This is a genomic window from Mycobacterium heckeshornense (assembly GCF_016592155.1).
In the GTDB taxonomy this organism is placed as follows: Bacteria; Actinomycetota; Actinomycetes; order Mycobacteriales; family Mycobacteriaceae; genus Mycobacterium; species Mycobacterium heckeshornense.
Genome location: NZ_AP024237.1, coordinates 3,105,379 through 3,122,209, shown reverse-complemented (window position 1 = coordinate 3,122,209; position 16,831 = coordinate 3,105,379). Strand labels below are relative to the sequence as shown.

At 64.8% G+C, this 16,831-nt stretch carries 13 protein-coding genes and 1 CRISPR repeat array (1 of these 14 cut by a window edge); of the genes, 12 read left to right on the top strand and 1 reads right to left on the bottom strand.

Going from position 1 to position 16,831, the window contains the following annotated elements; translation table 11 throughout:
- The first annotated feature begins 101 nt into the window (after nucleotides 1-101).
- The 10 genes from alaS (at nucleotide 102) to cas4 (ending at nucleotide 13,313) form a co-directional block, all read left to right on the top strand.
- Entirely contained in the window at nucleotides 102-2,792 is a 2,691-nt protein-coding gene (gene alaS / locus MHEC_RS14845) for an alanine--tRNA ligase (RefSeq protein WP_048892223.1), read from the top strand.
- Nucleotides 2,793-3,293 carry a Holliday junction resolvase RuvX gene (gene ruvX, locus MHEC_RS14840; RefSeq protein WP_048892161.1) on the top strand — a complete coding sequence of 167 codons (501 nt, stop codon included), beginning with the start codon at nucleotides 2,793-2,795 and terminating at the stop codon, nucleotides 3,291-3,293.
- A gap of 94 nt (nucleotides 3,294-3,387) precedes the next feature.
- Nucleotides 3,388-4,554 carry an endolytic transglycosylase MltG gene (gene mltG / locus MHEC_RS24435; RefSeq protein WP_235434831.1) on the top strand — a complete coding sequence of 389 codons (1,167 nt, stop codon included), beginning with the start codon at nucleotides 3,388-3,390 and terminating at the stop codon, nucleotides 4,552-4,554.
- Nucleotides 4,532-5,338: a shikimate dehydrogenase gene (locus MHEC_RS14835; protein WP_048892160.1), complete on the top strand. Its 807-nt coding sequence runs from the start codon at nucleotides 4,532-4,534 to the stop codon at nucleotides 5,336-5,338. Before mltG ends, MHEC_RS14835 begins: the two co-directional genes overlap by 23 nt.
- A gap of 10 nt (nucleotides 5,339-5,348) precedes the next feature.
- Entirely contained in the window at nucleotides 5,349-5,777 is a 429-nt protein-coding gene (locus tag MHEC_RS14830; protein ID WP_048892159.1) for a prepilin peptidase, read from the top strand.
- A gap of 166 nt (nucleotides 5,778-5,943) precedes the next feature.
- Complete coding sequence (cas7g, locus tag MHEC_RS14825; RefSeq protein WP_048892158.1) at nucleotides 5,944-7,206, top strand: type I-G CRISPR-associated RAMP protein Csb1/Cas7g; 1,263 nt, start codon at nucleotides 5,944-5,946, stop codon at nucleotides 7,204-7,206.
- A complete protein-coding gene (gene csb2, locus MHEC_RS14820; protein WP_048892157.1) occupies nucleotides 7,206-8,840 on the top strand; it encodes a type I-G CRISPR-associated protein Csb2 in 1,635 nt (544 codons plus the stop codon). Before cas7g ends, csb2 begins: the two co-directional genes overlap by 1 nt.
- The gene (cas3g, locus tag MHEC_RS14815; protein WP_048892156.1) at nucleotides 8,837-11,776 is read left to right on the top strand and encodes a type I-G CRISPR-associated helicase/endonuclease Cas3g; all 2,940 of its coding nucleotides are present in this window, start codon (nucleotides 8,837-8,839) and stop codon (nucleotides 11,774-11,776) included. The genes csb2 and cas3g overlap by 4 nt, the downstream gene beginning before the upstream one ends.
- The gene (locus MHEC_RS14810) at nucleotides 11,776-12,726 is read left to right on the top strand and encodes a type I-G CRISPR-associated protein, Cas3-extension family (RefSeq protein ID WP_142358669.1); all 951 of its coding nucleotides are present in this window, start codon (nucleotides 11,776-11,778) and stop codon (nucleotides 12,724-12,726) included. Before cas3g ends, MHEC_RS14810 begins: the two co-directional genes overlap by 1 nt.
- Nucleotides 12,723-13,313, top strand: coding sequence for a CRISPR-associated protein Cas4 (gene cas4 / locus MHEC_RS14805; RefSeq protein ID WP_048892155.1), 591 nt, complete (start codon nucleotides 12,723-12,725; stop codon nucleotides 13,311-13,313). Before MHEC_RS14810 ends, cas4 begins: the two co-directional genes overlap by 4 nt.
- A 142-nt stretch (nucleotides 13,314-13,455) precedes the next feature.
- Here the strand turns inward: cas4 and MHEC_RS14800 are convergent, their stop codons facing one another.
- Entirely contained in the window at nucleotides 13,456-14,856 is a 1,401-nt protein-coding gene (locus MHEC_RS14800) for an IS1380 family transposase (RefSeq protein ID WP_048893886.1), read from the bottom strand.
- Between the two features lie 176 nt (nucleotides 14,857-15,032).
- Between MHEC_RS14800 and cas1 the strand changes: the two genes are divergently transcribed.
- Nucleotides 15,033-16,085, top strand: a complete 1,053-nt coding sequence (cas1, locus tag MHEC_RS14795) for a CRISPR-associated endonuclease Cas1 (protein WP_071700648.1) — start codon at nucleotides 15,033-15,035, stop codon at nucleotides 16,083-16,085.
- Nucleotides 16,086-16,088: 3 nt separating this feature from the next.
- Entirely contained in the window at nucleotides 16,089-16,388 is a 300-nt protein-coding gene (gene cas2 / locus MHEC_RS25090; RefSeq protein ID WP_071700647.1) for a CRISPR-associated endonuclease Cas2, read from the top strand.
- Between the two features lie 174 nt (nucleotides 16,389-16,562).
- Nucleotides 16,563-16,831: direct repeats of the CRISPR family, unit length 36 nt; unit sequence ATCTCCCAGGTGATTTCGCCTGGGCTCCATTGCGGC; it runs 2,393 nt beyond the window's last position.

Here is a 16,831-nt window from a genome sequence, read left to right as displayed (position 1 = left end):
GGGCGCCACGGTTCGTTGGCCGTTCAGCACGGGTAACCGGCCCGGTAGGGTAATGCGGTCGAAAATGAGGCCGCGCAGTGGTGGCAAAAGGAAGCGGAACAGTGCGGACACACGAGATCAGGAAGCGGTTTCTTGATCACTTCGTGAAGGCGGGCCATACCGAGGTGCCGAGCGCCTCGGTGATCCTCGACGACCCCAACTTGCTGTTCGTCAACGCGGGCATGGTCCAGTTCGTGCCGTACTTCCTGGGTCAGCGCACACCGCCATATCCGACCGCCACCAGCATCCAAAAATGCATCCGCACACCCGATATCGACGAGGTCGGTGTCACCACCCGGCACAACACGTTTTTCCAGATGGCCGGCAATTTCTCGTTCGGCGACTACTTCAAGCGCGGCGCGATCGAGCTGGCCTGGAAGCTGCTGACCAATCCCGTCGAAGACGGGGGATACGGGTTAGAGCCTGAAAAGATTTGGGCCACGGTCTATCTCGAGGACGACGAGGCTGCTCAGCTGTGGCAGGAGGTGGCGGGGCTGCCGCCGGAGCGCATCCAGCGCCGGGGCATGGGCGACAACTTCTGGTCGATGGGCATCCCCGGCCCGTGCGGGCCGTCGTCGGAGATCTACTACGACCGCGGGCCGGAATTCGGCCCGGAAGGCGGTCCGGTGGTCAGCGAGGACCGCTACATCGAGCTGTGGAACCTGGTGTTCATGGAAAGCGAGCGCGGCGAGGGCACCAAGGACGAGTTCGAGATCATCGGCTCGTTGCCGCGCAAGAACATCGACACCGGCATGGGTGTGGAGCGGGTCGCGTGCGTGCTGCAGGGCGTGCCCAACGTCTATGAGACCGACCTGCTGCGGCCCGTCATAGAAAAAGTGGCCACCCTGGCCGCGCGTCCTTATCACGTCGGCAACCACGACGACGACGTGCGCTACCGCGTCATCGCCGACCACAGCCGCACCGCGGCGATCCTGATCGGCGACGGGGTCAGCCCCGGCAATGACGGGCGCGGCTACGTGTTGCGGCGGCTGCTGCGCCGGGTGATCCGCTCGGCCAAACTGCTGGGCATCGAGGGCCCGATCGTCGGCGAGCTGATGGCATGCGTGCGCGACGCGATGGGCCCGTCGTATCCCGAGCTGGTCAGCGACTTCGAGCGCATCCACCGCATCGCGGTCGCCGAGGAGACCGCGTTCAACCGCACGCTGACGTCCGGGTCGCGGCTGTTCGAGGAGGTGGCCGGCGCCACCAAGGCCTCCGGCTCGACCGTGCTGTCCGGTGCGGATGCTTTCACCCTGCACGACACCTACGGGTTCCCGATCGACCTCACGCTGGAGATGGCCGCCGAAGCCGGCCTGCAAGTCGACGAGGCCGGCTTCCGCGAGCTGATGGCCGAGCAGCGCCGCCGCGCCCAGGCCGACGCCGCGGCGCGCAAACACGCGCACGCCGACCTCTCCGCCTACCGCGAACTGGTCGACGCCGGGCCCACCGAGTTCACCGGCTTTGACGAATTAACCTCTGAGGCAACGATTTTAGGAATCTTCGTCGACGGCAGAAGGGTTCCGGTGGTGTCGCACGGCACCGATGGCGCGCACCGCGTCGAACTCGTGCTGGACCGCACCCCGCTCTACGCCGAGTCCGGGGGGCAGCTCGCCGACGCTGGCAGCATCACCGGAACCGGCGCCAGCGAAAGCGCCAGGGCGGCCGTCACCGATGTGCAGAAGATCGCACACACCCTGTGGGTGCACCGCGTCAACGTGGAGTCCGGTGAATTCGTGGAAGGCGACACCGTCGTCGCCGCGGTCGACCCCGACTGGCGCAAAGGCGCCACCCAGGGCCACTCGGGCACCCACATGGTGCATGCTGCGCTGCGACAAGTCTTGGGGCCCAACGCCGTTCAGGCCGGATCGCTGAACCGGCCGGGGTATCTGCGCTTCGACTTCAACTGGCAGGGCCCGCTCACCCAGCAGCAGCTTGGCCAAGTCGAAGAAGTCACCAACCAGGCGGTGCAGGCCGACTACGAGGTGCACACGTTTACCGAACAGCTCGACAAGGCCAAGGCAATGGGCGCGCTGGCGCTGTTCGGCGAGCGCTACCCGGAGATCGTGCGGGTCGTCGAGATCGGCGGGCCATTCTCGCTGGAGCTCTGCGGCGGCACGCATGTGCACAACTCGGCGCAGATCGGCCCCGTGACGATTCTCGGCGAGTCATCGGTCGGCTCCGGGGTGCGCCGGGTGGAGGCCTACGTCGGGCTGGAATCCTTCCGGCACCTCGCCAAGGAGCGTGCGCTGATGGCCGGGCTGGCCGCGACGCTGAAGGTGCCGTCGGAGGAGGTGCCGGCCCGGGTGGCCAACCTCGTGGAGCGGCTCAAGGCCGCCGAAAAGGAGCTCGAACGCATGCGGCTGGCCACGGCACGGGCGGCGGCGGCCAACGCTGCGGCCGGGGCGGAGCGCATCGGTAACGTGCGTGTGGTGGCGCAGCGGATGTCCGGCGAGATGACGGCCGCCGACCTGCGTGCGCTGGCCGGCGACATCCGCGGCAAGCTCGGCACTGAGGCCGCGGTGGTCGCGCTGATCGCCGCCGGCGACGGCAACACCGTCCCGTATGTCGTGGCGACGAACTCCGCGGCCCAGGATCTCGGCATCCGCGCCGACGACCTGGTCAGGTCGCTGTCGGCGGTCGTCGACGGCCGCGGCGGGGGCAAACCCGACCTCGCCCAGGGGTCGGGCAAAAACCCGTCCGGCATCGACGCTGCACTCGACGCGGTGCGTGCAGAGATAGCGCGGGTCGGCTAAGTGGCGTCGACAGAGCACCGGCTGCCCGATCGGCCCGGCAGGGACGACCCCGGCCCGGGCCGGCGGCTGGGCATCGACGTCGGCAGCGTGCGTATCGGGGTGTCCGGCAGCGACCCTGATGGGATCCTGGCCACGCCGGTGGAGACCATCCGGCGCGACCGCTCCGGCGCGCATCTGCGCCGGCTGGCCCGACTCGCTGCCGAGCTGGGCGCCGTGGAGGTGATCGTGGGGCTTCCGCGAACCCTGGCCGACCGCACCGGTGCGGCGGCCCGCGACGCGATCGGGCTGGCCGACGCGCTGGCCCGCCGGATCGCGCCCGTCCCGGTGCGACTGGCCGACGAGCGACTGACCACGGTGAGCGCGCAGCGTTCGCTGCGCGCCGCCGGGGTCCGTGCCAAAAACCAGCGCGCGGTCATCGACCAGGCTGCGGCGGTGGCGATCCTGCAAGACTGGCTCGACCAGCGCCGTGCCACGCTGGACCGGGAGGGTGGCGGTGGCTGAGGGCACCCAGCGCGGCGAAGCCGGGCGCCGCGGGTCGCCACCAACTGCCGGCGCGGTCGGGCCGCACCGGCGTCATCGGACCCGCGCCGAGCGCATCCGCGCCCGGCGCAATCGTCGCCGCAGGCGCCTCTTCGGCGGGCTGGCGGTCAGCCTGCTCGTCGTGGTCGTCGTGGCCGCCGTCTTCGTGGGTTCCCGGTTGTGGCACACCGTGTTCGGCTCCGACAACGACTACACCGGCAGCGGCAAGCGCGACATCGTCATCCAGGTCCACGACGGAGATTCGACGACCGCGGTCGGTGAGACGCTGTTCAACCACGGCGTGGTTCGCACCGTGCGGGCCTTCGTCGACGCCGCGCACGGCAACAGCGCGATCTCGGCGATCCAGCCGGGCTATTACCGGATGCGCACCGAGATCCCGGCCAAGTCCGCGGTGCAGCGCCTCGCCGACCCGCACAACCGGGTGGGCAAGCTGGTCATCCCCGAGGGACGTCAGCTCGACGACACCACCGACATGAAAACCAACGCGGTGACGCCGGGGATTCTCACGCTGATCTCGCGCGCCACCTGCGTGGACCTCGACGGCACCGTGCACTGCGTGTCGGTGTCCGACCTGCGCAACGCGGCCGCCCAGGCTCATCCGCCCACGGCGCTTTCGGTGCCGCAATGGGCGACCGAGCCCGTCACCGCGATGGGCAACGACCACCGGCGCATCGAGGGCCTGATCGCGCCGGGCACCTTCAACGTCAACCCGTCGGGCTCCGCCGAGTCGATCTTGTCGACGCTGATCAACGCCAGCGCCGAGATGTACGTTCGCTCGGATCTGCTCGACACCGCCACCTCGCTGAGCCTGTCGCCCTACGACGTGCTGGTGGTGGCGTCGCTGGTGCAGCGCGAATCCAAGCCGGAGGATTTCCCGAAGGTCGCCCAGGTCATCTACAACCGCCTGCGTGAGCACCGCACGCTCGAGTTCGATTCGACGGTGAACTATCCGCTGGACCGTCGTGAGGTGGCCACCACCGACGCCGACCGGGCGCAGCCCACCCCGTGGAACACCTATGTGTCGGATGGGGTGCCGGCCACGCCGATCTGTTCGCCCGGCGAGGATGCGCTGCGCGCGGCCGAACATCCCGAACCCGGCGACTGGCTGTACTTCGTCACCATCGACTCGCAGGGCACCACCCTGTTCACCCGCGACTACCAGCAACACCTGGCGAACATCGAGCTGGCCAGGCACAACGGTGTGCTCGACTCCGCGCGGTAGAAAAGCGGCGATCCTCGGCTCGCCGGTCGCGCATTCCCGGTCCCCGCAGCTGCACCTGGCCGCATACCGCGCGCTGGGCCTGTACGACTGGACCTACGAGCGCATCGAATGCGGCGCCGACGAGCTGCCTCGCCTGGTCGGCGGCTGCGGGCCCGAATGGGTGGGCTTTTCGGTGACGATGCCCGGCAAGTTCGCCGCGCTGGCATTCGCCGACGAACGCACCGACCGTGCGGAGTTGGTCGGTTCAGCCAACACCCTGGTGCGCACACCGGCCGGCTGGCGCGCCGACAACACCGACATCGACGGTGTGACGGGCGCGCTCGGTGCGGTGAGCGGGCACGCGGTGGTGGTCGGATCGGGTGGCACCGCCCCGGCGGTGGTGGCGGCGTTGGCGCAGCTGGGCGCCGACGGCCTGACCGTGGTCGCACGCAACCCGGACAAGGCGGCGCGGCTGGTGGACCTGGGTGTTCGGCTCGGTGTGCCGACCCGGTTCTGCGAGCTGGACAGCCCGGCGCTGTCCGGGGCAGCAGCGGGCGCTTCCGTGCTGGTCAGCACGATTCCCGCCGATGTGGCGGCGCGTTACGCCGAGGCGCTGGCAAATGTCCCGGTGCTGCTTGACGTCGTCTACGACCCGTGGCCCACCCCGCTGGCCGTGGCGGTGGCCGCGGCCGGTGGCCGGGTGGTCGGCGGGCTGCAGATGCTGCTGCACCAGGCGTTTGCCCAAGTCGAACAATTCACAGGGCTGCCCGCACCGCGAGAAGCCATGGCTGCGGCGTTGGGTTAGCCTGCCGCCCATGCGGATCACGGTCGCAGGCGTAGTGCTGGTGTGGCTGGCCGCGCTGAGCCTCTACGACGTTCGGCAGCGGCGACTGCCCAACACGCTGACGCTGCCCGGCGCGGGCGTCATCGTGCTTGCCGCGCTGACCGGTGGACAAGGAGGACCGGCGCTGGCCGGCGCGGCGGCGCTGGGCGGCGTGTATCTGCTGGTGCACCTGGCGGCGCCGGCGGCGATGGGCGCCGGCGACGTCAAGCTGGCCACCGGCCTGGGCGCGCTGACGGGTTGCTTCGGTGTGGATGTGTGGTTTCTGGCGGCGCTCGGCGCGCCGCTGCTGACCGCGGTGTGCGGTCTCGTGGTAAAAGCCGCGACGGGGGCCGCCACCGTGCCGCACGGCCCGTCGATGTGTGTGGCCAGCGCCGGCGCGGTCGCGGTGGCCATGACGTAGGCGTTGCCGGCGCTATCGGCCTTATGGGAGGCCGGCCAGCCTTGATTCTGTACCTCCGGGAGTAACTGCGGCAACGACTTGCTAGCTGAAAGCGCCCCGGCTTGTCGTACCGTCTTGATAGATACCTCTCATTGGGACATCACTGGCACACAACGAGAGGTACCCAATGAACCCGATCAACTATGAGCAGCTTCGTGAAGCCGTGGCTGGCGGGGCTGTGGCGCTTCGTTCGGTCATCGAGTTGCAGCCCGCTGGCGGTCGCGGCGATCGTGTCTATCCCCCCACCTACAGTACCGACGGTGGCGGCACCAAATACGCCGTCGAGGGGCCGGTCCGGGACAGGGAGGGCGAATACGCGCGGGTCTTGCTTGACTCCGTGGCATCGCAAGCCAACCGGCTCGAGTCTGCGCTGGAGAACGCGCGGGACGCCGGGCAGCTTAACTTCCCTGTCGCATATGTGGATTTTCGTGGCTACGAAAGTGTTCGCGACCTAGACCGTATTTCGGTCTTGCGCGCACCCCACCGGATCGTCGACGCGCTGTTTCGGGACAGCCTGCTCGACGGCACGCTGTTTCGGCTCAGCGATATCGGGCAGGCGATCACCGAAGCCAGGCCCGACAACGCCACCGCGATGTTCCGGTTCGCCCCGACCTGTCTGCTGTTCGGCGCGTGGGATTCGACTGGGCCGAAAGGCGGGCTGGGGTCGAAGTTTCAGCGGGCAATCGTCTCCGAGATCGTCGGCCACAACGTCAAGCTGGCGGTGAAGGTCGGTAGCCGGATCGACCCTTTGGCCATCGAACGGGCTGCTGCCGAGATCTATGAAGCGGCGGATGCCGACGAATTCTGGACCCTGGACCCAGCTCAAGCGCAGAAGGACGATAAAGGCAAGCCGGAGAAATTCGGCAAGGGGGAGGACAAGGGGCGACCGTCGCAGATCAACCATGGAAATTTCACACCGAGCATCGATCGTCAAGCCGGCGGAGTGCTGATCGACCACGCGACACAGACACTGGTGCTTTCGTTGGCCGCCCTGCGGAAACTGCGATTCACGCAGGATGCCGACGGGTCCCCGCTTGAGGGAGAACGGCGCCGGGACGCCGAGGTCTCGGCCCGCACCGCCGTGGCGGCGCTGGGTGTCGCGGCCTCCGCGTTGCACGTTGAAAACGATTATGACCTTCGGTCGCGGTGTCTGCTGCTGCCCCAGGGAACACCCACGCTGGAAGCCTTGGGGCGTGACGGCTCAACCGTCGCAACCTACTCGCTGGACTCGTCGGCTGCCTGTGGTCTCGTTGCCGAGGCCGCTGAGCACGCGAAGCGCGCCGGGATCGGGTGGCATCAGGCCGAGATAAGGCTTGAGCCCGCCCCGAAACTGGTGAAGCTGATCGAGCAGAGCCGCAACAAATTGATCGCGAAGCTGGGAGCCGAGTGATGATCGCGGTCACCGTGGAGTTTCTCACCGGGAGATTCGTGGCCACCGCACCCGGGGATCGCCGCCAGCATGAGTGGCCACCCCACCCGGCCCGGCTCTTTTGTGCGCTGGTCGCGGCGTGGAAGGAGCAAGCGGACGCGGGGGAGGGTGAGCGCGCTGCCGTCGAATGGCTGGAACGCCAACCGCCACCGTTGGTCGCTGCGTCGGAAGCGGCCGAGCGAAGCGTGCGCCCCCATTTCGTGCCGGTCAACGACACATCCGTCGTCAGAGCAGTCGATGAAAAGGTCTACGACAACATTCTCGCCGCGAGGCGAACGATCGCGCAAACCGAAGGCGCCCAACGTGAGAGGGCGCGTCGTGCCCTGCAGAAAGCCCGCGATATTCGCAAGAAAGTAAACGACATCGGGAGGACGAATTGGACAACCGCCTTGGAGTTGTTGCCTTCAGGACGTAAACGGATGCCGCGATACTATCCGTCGGTTACCCCGGTGGTGCCGCGTGTCCACTATGTCTGGCCCGATAGCGAGCCTCCTGATGAGATCGCCGACGTGCTTGACCGGATTCTCGCCACCGTGACTCGGATAGGGCATTCCAGCTCGCTTGTGTCGTGCCGAATCGAGCGGCACGTCGATGTGGACAGCCTGCGGATGCCGGTATGGGTTCCGAGTCCACACGGAGACAGGTTGCTGCGCACACCAAGTCGCGGCCTGCTCCGAGAACTCGAGGCGGCCTTCTTAAAACACCAGGGCTGCCGTCCACGGACAATGCCCAGCGACGTACGACGCTATCGCCTCCGCGGTGCAACCCGGCCCGATGCCGAGCCGCAAATACCCCACAACTCCGGTGAATGGTTCGCATTTACCCAGGTTTCCGGACGGCGATTGCCGATCCACGCGGCGGCGAGCCTTTCCACAGCGGTGCGCGCCGGGATTCTGCGCCACGCCGCTGATCCCCCACCAGAGTTGATCTCCGGCCACGGCCACGACGGCGCGAGTTCTCACCACCCGCATCTGGCGATCATGCCGATGCCGTTTGTGGGACGTCAACACGCCGACGGTCATCTGGTGGGTTTTGCGCTTCTGCTCCCCCATGTATCGCCCCTGCTTTCTGCCCGAGACGAAATACTGCGAGCGATCGGCCGTTGGGAGGGAACCGATCGCAGCGGCAATTTTCGAGTGCGGATTCTGCTTAGCGGTGGGGAAGAACTGTGGTTCACGCGTATTCAGGATCCGGCGGATGCCTGGAGCTTGCGGCGCAGCCGGTGGGAGGGGCCCGCGCAGACCTGGGTTTCGGTCACACCCATCGCGCTTGATCGCCACCCGGGAAATCTGGCCAGCCGTAATCCAACAACCGCGGCGCGGGCTGCGCAGGAGGCCGAGGCGTCGCTCACGGCAGCTTGTGAGCATGTGGGCCTTGCGCGGCCGAGCTCCGTCGCCGTTACTCGCAGTGCCCTTGTCGTAGGCAGCAGGCCGGCTCGGTCGTTCCCAGCGTTTCGGGGCGGCGGTCCGATGTCACCCCAGCGGCTGCTGGTGCACGCACGGCTCACGTTCGACACCAGTGTTCGGGGCCCACTACTGCTCGGGGCCGGCCGCTACCTCGGCCTGGGCCTGATGATTCCGGAAGACCGCCCATGAACCCACTCACCACACAGGATTTCGCCAGGTTTGCGCATGCCGTCTACGGGCATGAGCTATTCCCTTGGCAGACACGCCTCGCAGAGCAGGTGTTAACCACTGGCAAGTGGCCCGCATTGTTGGACATACCAACTGGGGCCGGCAAGACCATTGCCCTCGACGTAGCACTGTTCGCGCTGGCCGCTAACCCATCTCGCGCGCCCCGGCGGATAGTGTTCGTCGTTGACCGGCGGGTCATCGTCTCCCAAGTGGCAGCGCAAGTCCATCGGCTTCGCGAGACGTTGCGGCAACCCCAGGGCGATACGGGAATCGTCGCCGAGGTAGCTCGTCGCCTGGCAACGCTGTCCGGGATGAGCAGTGAACACGGCGTTCCGTTCGTTTTTGCCGAACTCAGAGGAGGAATCGCACTCGACAACAGCTGGGCGGCCCGGCCCGACACTCCAACCGTTTTGGTTTCCACAGTCGACCAAGTAGGATCACGGCTGCTGTTTCGTGGATACGGTGTATCGGGATCCTTGCGACCCGTGCACGCCGGGCTGCTCGGCCACGACGCGTTATTGCTGCTGGACGAAGTTCATCTGTCCCGCCCATTCGCCCAAACGCTCCATGAGTTGGGCACCTACCATCGGCCAGCCGGCCCGCTGCCGGACAGGTGGCACGTTGTTGAAATGACAGCCACCCCAACCGGTGCCGGCTATGACGAGAATGACATCTTGCGACTTGACGATGCCGACCTGGCCGAGGGGTCACCTCTCGCCCCGAGGCTGCAGGCCACCAAGCAGGCAACACTAAAAATGGTCGGTTCGAAGACTCAGGACCCCAACGACGCGCTCATACAGCATATTCCGCCGTTTGCGACGAGTATTCCTGGACAGGTCGTCGGGATCATCGTCAATCGGGTAGCGACAGCCGCCGCGATCGCCGACAAGCTGGCTGCGCAGATAGAACAACCGGACCGAGTGGTCCTCCTAACTGGCCGTATGCGCCCTCTAGACCGAGACGATATGTGGGAGCAGGTCAAGTCCGAGGTGCAGGCCGGCCGAACACGAACCAGCGGGCCTCGCCTGTACGTTGTCGCCACACAGACAATCGAAGCCGGCGCTGACCTCGACTTCGACGCGCTCATCACCGAAATCGCGCCGGTCGACGCCTTACGGCAGCGCTTTGGACGTGTCGATCGCCTGGGTGCACTGTCACAAACTGGAACACCCTCGCAGGTCATGGTCGTTGCTGCCCATGCGCAGACCCAGAAGCAATTCGATGACCACATCTACGGACCGGCCCTGAGCGCAACGTGGCGAGAATTAGAATCTTGTCACGGCAGCGGCGTTTTCGATGTCGGGCCATTGTCGAGGAGCCTTCCCGTGGCGCCTGAATGCCAGACGCGGGCACTGGAGGCGCCGCTCTTACTTGACAGTCACCTAGATGCGCTCGTCCAGACCAATCCCGCGCCCGCGGCGGACCTCGACATCACCCGATGGCTGCACGGGCCGCAGGATACGCCCGCCGACGTCAACCTCGTGTGGCGCGCCGACCTCGATGATGGCTTTCTTCGGGCGGCGCGGCCGGCGGGGGCCGGCAACGAAAACCATGAGCGGCTCGTTGAACTGCTGCTGGCCTGCCCGCCCAAATCCAGCGAAGCGGTGGCACTGCCTGTGTGGTCAGTGATCAGCTGGTTGCGCTCAGCCGCGACTACCGGCGACCTCGCCGATGTGGATCAGCCGGGACCCGAGTCGGAACCCCCGCCTGATTCGACCGTCCAGGATGCCCACTTGGTCGTGCGCTGGGCCGGAGTCAACACCGAAGTAATCACAGCGAGCGAGGTCCGGCCCGGCGACACGCTCGTTGTCCCGGCGGCTCGGGGTGGGCTCCGAAAACACAACTGGGATCCCCGATCGCGAGAAGAGGTTGGGGATTTGGGTGATCGAGCACAGCTCGCGGCTGGTCTAGCCCGGACGCTACGTTTGCACACACGCGTCATCGCCGCACATGTCGAGCACCCGGAGAGCCTGCCCGCACCCCCCGTACCGATCGACCCGGACGATGACGTCTCTGACGACATCGGCTCCGATATCGCTAACTGGCTGGGCGCTGTAGAGTCGGCGGGCCCGGTTTCGTGGCTTGCCGACATCTGTCAATCGCTCGGCTCGCGCGCTACCCGACAGGTTGTCTATGCGTCAAGTGACGGCGATCCGTCGAGAATGTATGTGCTGTGCGGCGCACGCCCGGTCCGCGACTTGTCCTGGCGCGAGGGCGGTCTTGAGTTCGACGGAGAGGATTTGACCAACTCGTTCATTGAGCGTGAGGTTCCGCTGAAAGCACACTGTGAAGGGGTCGGCCGGCTCGCCAACCGATTTGCCGTCGCCTGCGGTCTGCCGATTCACCTGCAACAGGACCTGGCGCTCGCGGGAAAACTGCACGATCTGGGCAAGGCGGATCGCAGATTTCAGTTATGGCTGTGCGATGGCGACGAGATCGCCATGGGACGGCTTGACACATTGCTTGCTAAATCGAGTCACGGACATCGCGACAAGCGACGGCGAGACCAAGCGCGAAAGCGTGCGGGCTATCCGGCCGGGATGCGGCACGAGTTGCTAAGCGTCGCACTGGCAGCCTCAGATCCCGAACTGCTCGCCGAGGCCCATGACAAAGAGTTAGTGCTACATCTGATTGCGAGCCATCACGGTCATTGCCGCGCGCTGCCGCCCCCGCAACCGGATCCAGCGCCTGTCGATGTCGATGTCGTGTGGGACGCCCATCACCTCCACGCCTCATCCGAGCACGGGCTCTGCCGGCTCGATAGGGGTGTGACAGACAGGTTCTGGTCACTGAACAAACGCTACGGACGCCACGGATTGGCGTGGCTCGAGGCGCTTCTTCGGCTTGCCGACCATCGCCGAAGTGCGCTTGAACAAATCAACCGGGAGACAGCGTGATGAGCGAGCGAACTTCAGTGCTTAACCTGGATGGGCTTGACGGCACGAATCCCATGGGATTCCTGGCGGGCCTGGGAGTTCTCGCGATCCTCGATCACCTCAATTACCCGGCCCGGCTGTGGTGGACCGATACGCTGGTGCCCCGGGCGCGGATTCAGGGAACCCCATCAATTGATGCCCTCGTGGAGGAGGTGAGGCGTGATAAGGAAAAGTTCGGCGTCAGCGCGCTCCTCGACTTTCCACCCGGTGACCCTGCTACCGATATCAAGTTCGAGCGCCCCGAGGAAGTTCGGGATTTTCTTCAGCACTGTCGCAAGTCGGAGCCGAGTTCGTCACTGAGCGCGGCCCTTGTCTGTGAAGGGGTCGCAGATAATCAGGGGCATGCGAAGCCGACCGACCTTCACTTCACCGCAGGCCAACAGCAGTTCCTTACCATGGTACGTGAGTTGCAGCAGGATGCAGCGAATGATCACCTCCGCAACGCACTCTACGGTCCGTGGAAGTACGAGTCGACCCTTCCTTCCTTCAAGTGGGACTCAACCGATGACCGTGACCACGCTTTTGCAGCATCGAACCCAGCCAAAGAGAAGAAGCGAACAGCTCCAGGCGCCGAATGGTTAGCGTTCCGTGGTTTAACGTTGTTTCCTGTTCACCCCAAAAGTGGACGGGTTCAAACACCCGGCGGCGGCGGAACATGGAAGTCCGGGTGGCTGACCTGGCCGCTGTGGCGAGTACCAATTTCGACTGCTGGTGTCCGAACGCTCATTCAAGCAGTGCCGCGGGACGAAGACGTCCCTAACAGGTTCCTGATTGCAGCCGAGGCTTGGGGCGTTCACCGGCTGATGCGCAGCAGGATTATCCGCTCTGACGAAGGTGGTTACGGTACCTTCAGGCCAGCCCACCTCGTGTGGTCTGCTGCTCCGCCGTTTGAGCCAAAGCAGCCATTATGACACAAAGCGAAGTCGACGTTGTCGATGTGCCCAAGCTGCTTCCGGCCAGGATGCTCAACGAGTACGCATACTGCCCAAGGCTCTTTTTTCTTGAGTGGGTACAACAACAATGGGCCGATAGCGCCGATACCGCAGAGGGATCATTTCACCACCGCCAGGTCGATATTGCGCGCGGCGATGCTCCGCTCCCCGATGACGAAGCCGATCTCATTCGTGCGCAGTCTGTTTCGCTTGCGTCAACCGAGCTAGGTCTCGCTGCAAAGATTGACATTATCGAGGGCGACAACGGCGTCGTGCGACCGGTCGACGTCAAGCGAGGCAAACCACCCAACATCACCGAGGGAGCTTACGAGCCGGAACGAGTTCAGCTCTGCGCACAAGCGCTGCTACTGCGGGAAGCCGGGTACCGGTGCGATGAAGGAATTTTGTACTTCGCTGGCGCGAGGCGACGCGTAACGATCAGCTTCGACGCTGACCTCATACACCGAACCCACGAGCTGCTGGTCGAAGCACGGGAAGTCGCAGGCCGCGACATTCCTCCGCAGCCACTGGTTGACAGTCCTAAGCCTGAATCCGTGGATGAGTGATTTGGTGTCGTCGCGGGGCTGGTTTCTGCACGATTGGGGCGGTTGGGAATGGGGTGGGCATAATTGAGCCGCTGGCCTGCACCAGCTTTCCTGTGTCTTCGGGGTCGGGCCTGGGATGGCAGTTGGGCACGGGAGGTGGCGTTCACCCTGCTCGTGGGATCGCCGGACTGTGACCGATGATGTTGTTCCACAGGGTTTTCCACCCGATCTGCCATGGCCAGTGCGCGGGCAGGTGCAACATCGGCTTACGGGCGGGCGCGGCGAAGCGGGCTGGGATGTTGACCAGGTCGCGGCGCAGGGTCGCACCGCGCGCGACGACGTGCTCACCGCTGGCGAGGGTGCCGGTGGCGCGTAGCAGGTTGTGCGCGATCACCGTGCAGGCCAGCCAGGCGCAATTGGCTGCAAACAGCCCAGAGGGGATATGAGCCAATGGGCCGTCGATGAGGTCGGCGAAGGTGGTCTCGATGATGGCATGGCGGCGGTGGGTGATGTCGGCCTGGGCGGTGGGCAAATCGGAGTTGGTCACAAATGGGTGATAGCGCCACACCGCAAACAGCGCGTCGGGGTAGCGGGCATCTTTGACACGGCGCACGATCAGCCGGACGGTGAGCGTGCGCCCGCCGCCCAGGCGCAGCGTGTAGGGCGTTTCGGCGACCTGGGCATCAGAGATCAGCGCGCCGGTGTCGGGGTCAGCCACCGCGCCCGGGTAGTGCACCGGGGTGTAGGCGTGCTCGCCGATGCCGGCGATGGCGGTGCTGATGCGCTTGTTTCGGGCCACCGACACGGAGAATTCGATACCTTCGGCAACGCAGGTGGCCATCACCTTCTTGGTGCCGAACGCCGAGTCGCCGCGCAGCATGATGGTGCCCGCGCCGCACCGGCGGGCGGTGGTGATGGCCTGCTTGACTTGGCGGGCCGCCGCACGCCCGGAGCCGGCCCGCCCGCTGCGTAGCCGCGCCTCGGCAATCACCGGCGGCGCCTGCGCGGTCGACAGCGTGGTGATCTGCGGTGAAAGGCCCAATCGCAGCAGCGCGCGGCTGGCGATCTTGGCGTGCCCGAACGAGGCGCCCTGCTTGTGGTGTCCGTAGACCGGGCGCAGCAGCGAGTCGATGTCTAAAAACGCGCGCTGCTCGATGCCGGGCAAAAGCGGGGTGTGCGCCGCGAGTGCCACCAGATGCTCGCGGGCCACCGCGGCGAGCTGGTTGGAATGCCCGAAGCTGAACTCGCGCAGGAAGATCCCCAGCGTCGAGGGCGCATACACCTCATCGAAGACCCGCGGCGTGCCGCCGGCGCGCAGCACATTCACATCGTCGATGCTGTCCGCCCCGCACATCATGCCCGCGATGATCGTGGTCAGCTTGCCGGCCGCATTGACCGCGCCCGAGGCCACCCGGGTGCTGGGCAGATCGATGTGCTCGCCGATCAACCGCGAAAGACCGCTCTGCTCAGCCAATTCCAGCACCGGCACCAAACCCGCCGCCGACACCAAATTCTGCTCGTCGAACACGGCGGACTCGGTGCTAAACGTGTATGCTGATTGCACTGGAAATGCCTTCCCGAGCAGGGACTGTTTCGACTTCGACAATCGTTATTGTCCCAGCTCGGAAGGCGTTTTCACTGTTCACACGCCGATCACCAAAGACCGACCTTCCACGGATTCAGGCTAAGTGTCCGCGTTGTTCGCTTGTCGGCATCTGTCTTCCCGACGAGATCAATACCTTGGCCGACCGCACCGAGCGGCCTCGCCGACGCCTAATCCCAAGTGATCGTGCGGCACGCCCGCTCTACGTCACAGAACAGGGAGCCTATGTTTCGGTCCGCCGCGGTCGAGTCGAAGTTCGTAAAGACGGCTTAGACTTGGCGTCGGTACGCTTGATCGACGTCTCGCAGCTGTGCCTGATAGGCAACGTCCAGGTGTCGACCCAAGCCTTCCGGGCTTTTTTCGCCAACGACATTCCGGTCTGCTTCTTTACGTTCGGTGGTTGGTTGGCTGGTATCGCCGAGGGGCTTCCATCAAAGAATGTGGACCTACGACGCCGCCAAGTCATTGTCGGTTCGCGCGGTGGCCTGGAAGTGGCACGGCGATTTGTTGCTGGAAAGATCACCAACAGCCGAACACTGCTGCGGCGTAATTCCCGTGAGGACGTGCGCCAAATCGTTGACCGTCTCAAAGAGCTGCAGCTATTGGCGGGCCGGTCAGACTCGTTGCAGGAGTTGCTGGGTCTAGAAGGGGCAGCGGCGAGAGATTACTTCGGTGCGTTTGGAGCGATGCTACGACCTGATCTGAGACTTCCTGGCTCACCCTTCACCTTCGAGGGACGTAACCGTCGGCCACCCCGTGACGCAGTCAACGCTCTGCTCTCGTACGTATACGGCCTGCTAGTTAAGGATCTCACCGCGACAACGTTAGCGGTCGGCTTTGACCCGTACATCGGGCTATTCCACCGTCCCAGATTTGGACGTCCCGCACTTGCCCTTGACCTTGCCGAAGAATTCCGCCCCTTAGTTGGTGATTCCGTAGTTCTGCAAGTGCTGAACAATGGTGAGGTCGGGTCACGTGATTTCGTCGTTCGTGCCGGGAGCGTGGCTCTGTCCAGCGAAGGACGTCGCGCGGTCCTAGCTGCGTATGAACGGCGACTAGATATTACAATCACGCATCCGTGGTTTGGCTACAAGATCTCGTACCGTAGGCTATTTGAGGTCCAGGCCCGCATACTTGCAGCATATTTAACCGGCGAGGTGCCGGAGTATACGCCTATCATCACCAGGTAACCGATGAAGCGAATCCGCTACCTCGTAGCTTATGACATCCGCGACGACCGCCGCCTGCGTGAAGTCCATTCGATTGCCAAGAAATACGGATACGCGCTCCAATACTCTGTATTTATTTGTGATCTTGATGAAGGCGAGAAATATTCTATGTGCCTTGAACTGGGGAAGGCAGTGAACCACGCTGTGGACTCCTTGGTCTTTGTAAACCTCGGTGATCCGAGTTCTCGGGGAACTGAATGCTTCGAGTTTATAGGAGCTAGCGGACGGGCCGAGCTGCCGACGCGAGGCCCGACAATCATATAGGAATCCTGCGAGCGCTGAAATAGCTAGGTACTGCCCTATCAGGACTCGCGCCGAGGTCAGATATGGTATTGTGGCTGTTTGATAACTCAATATCTGAAACCTCTGCGCGCAGCTATGGCAGCGCTCGCAAACTTTCGGAGCGCTGCAGGTCAAAGGCCATAAATCTCTCCTGCTATCTCCCAGGTGATTTCGCCTGGGCTCCATTGCGGCAGCGATGCTCTGCCGCTGCGTCTGCTCTTTCGGTACCGATCTCCCAGGTGATTTCGCCTGGGCTCCATTGCGGCGATTTTCCTGAGCAAAACATCTTCGTTGATGCCGTGCATCTCCCAGGTGATTTCGCCTGGGCTCCATTGCGGCCAATCCCGCGAATTTGGTCAGCGTGCCGGAGCAACTGGATCTCCCAGGTGATTTCGCCTGGGCTCCATTGCGGCCTAGCCAGGGTG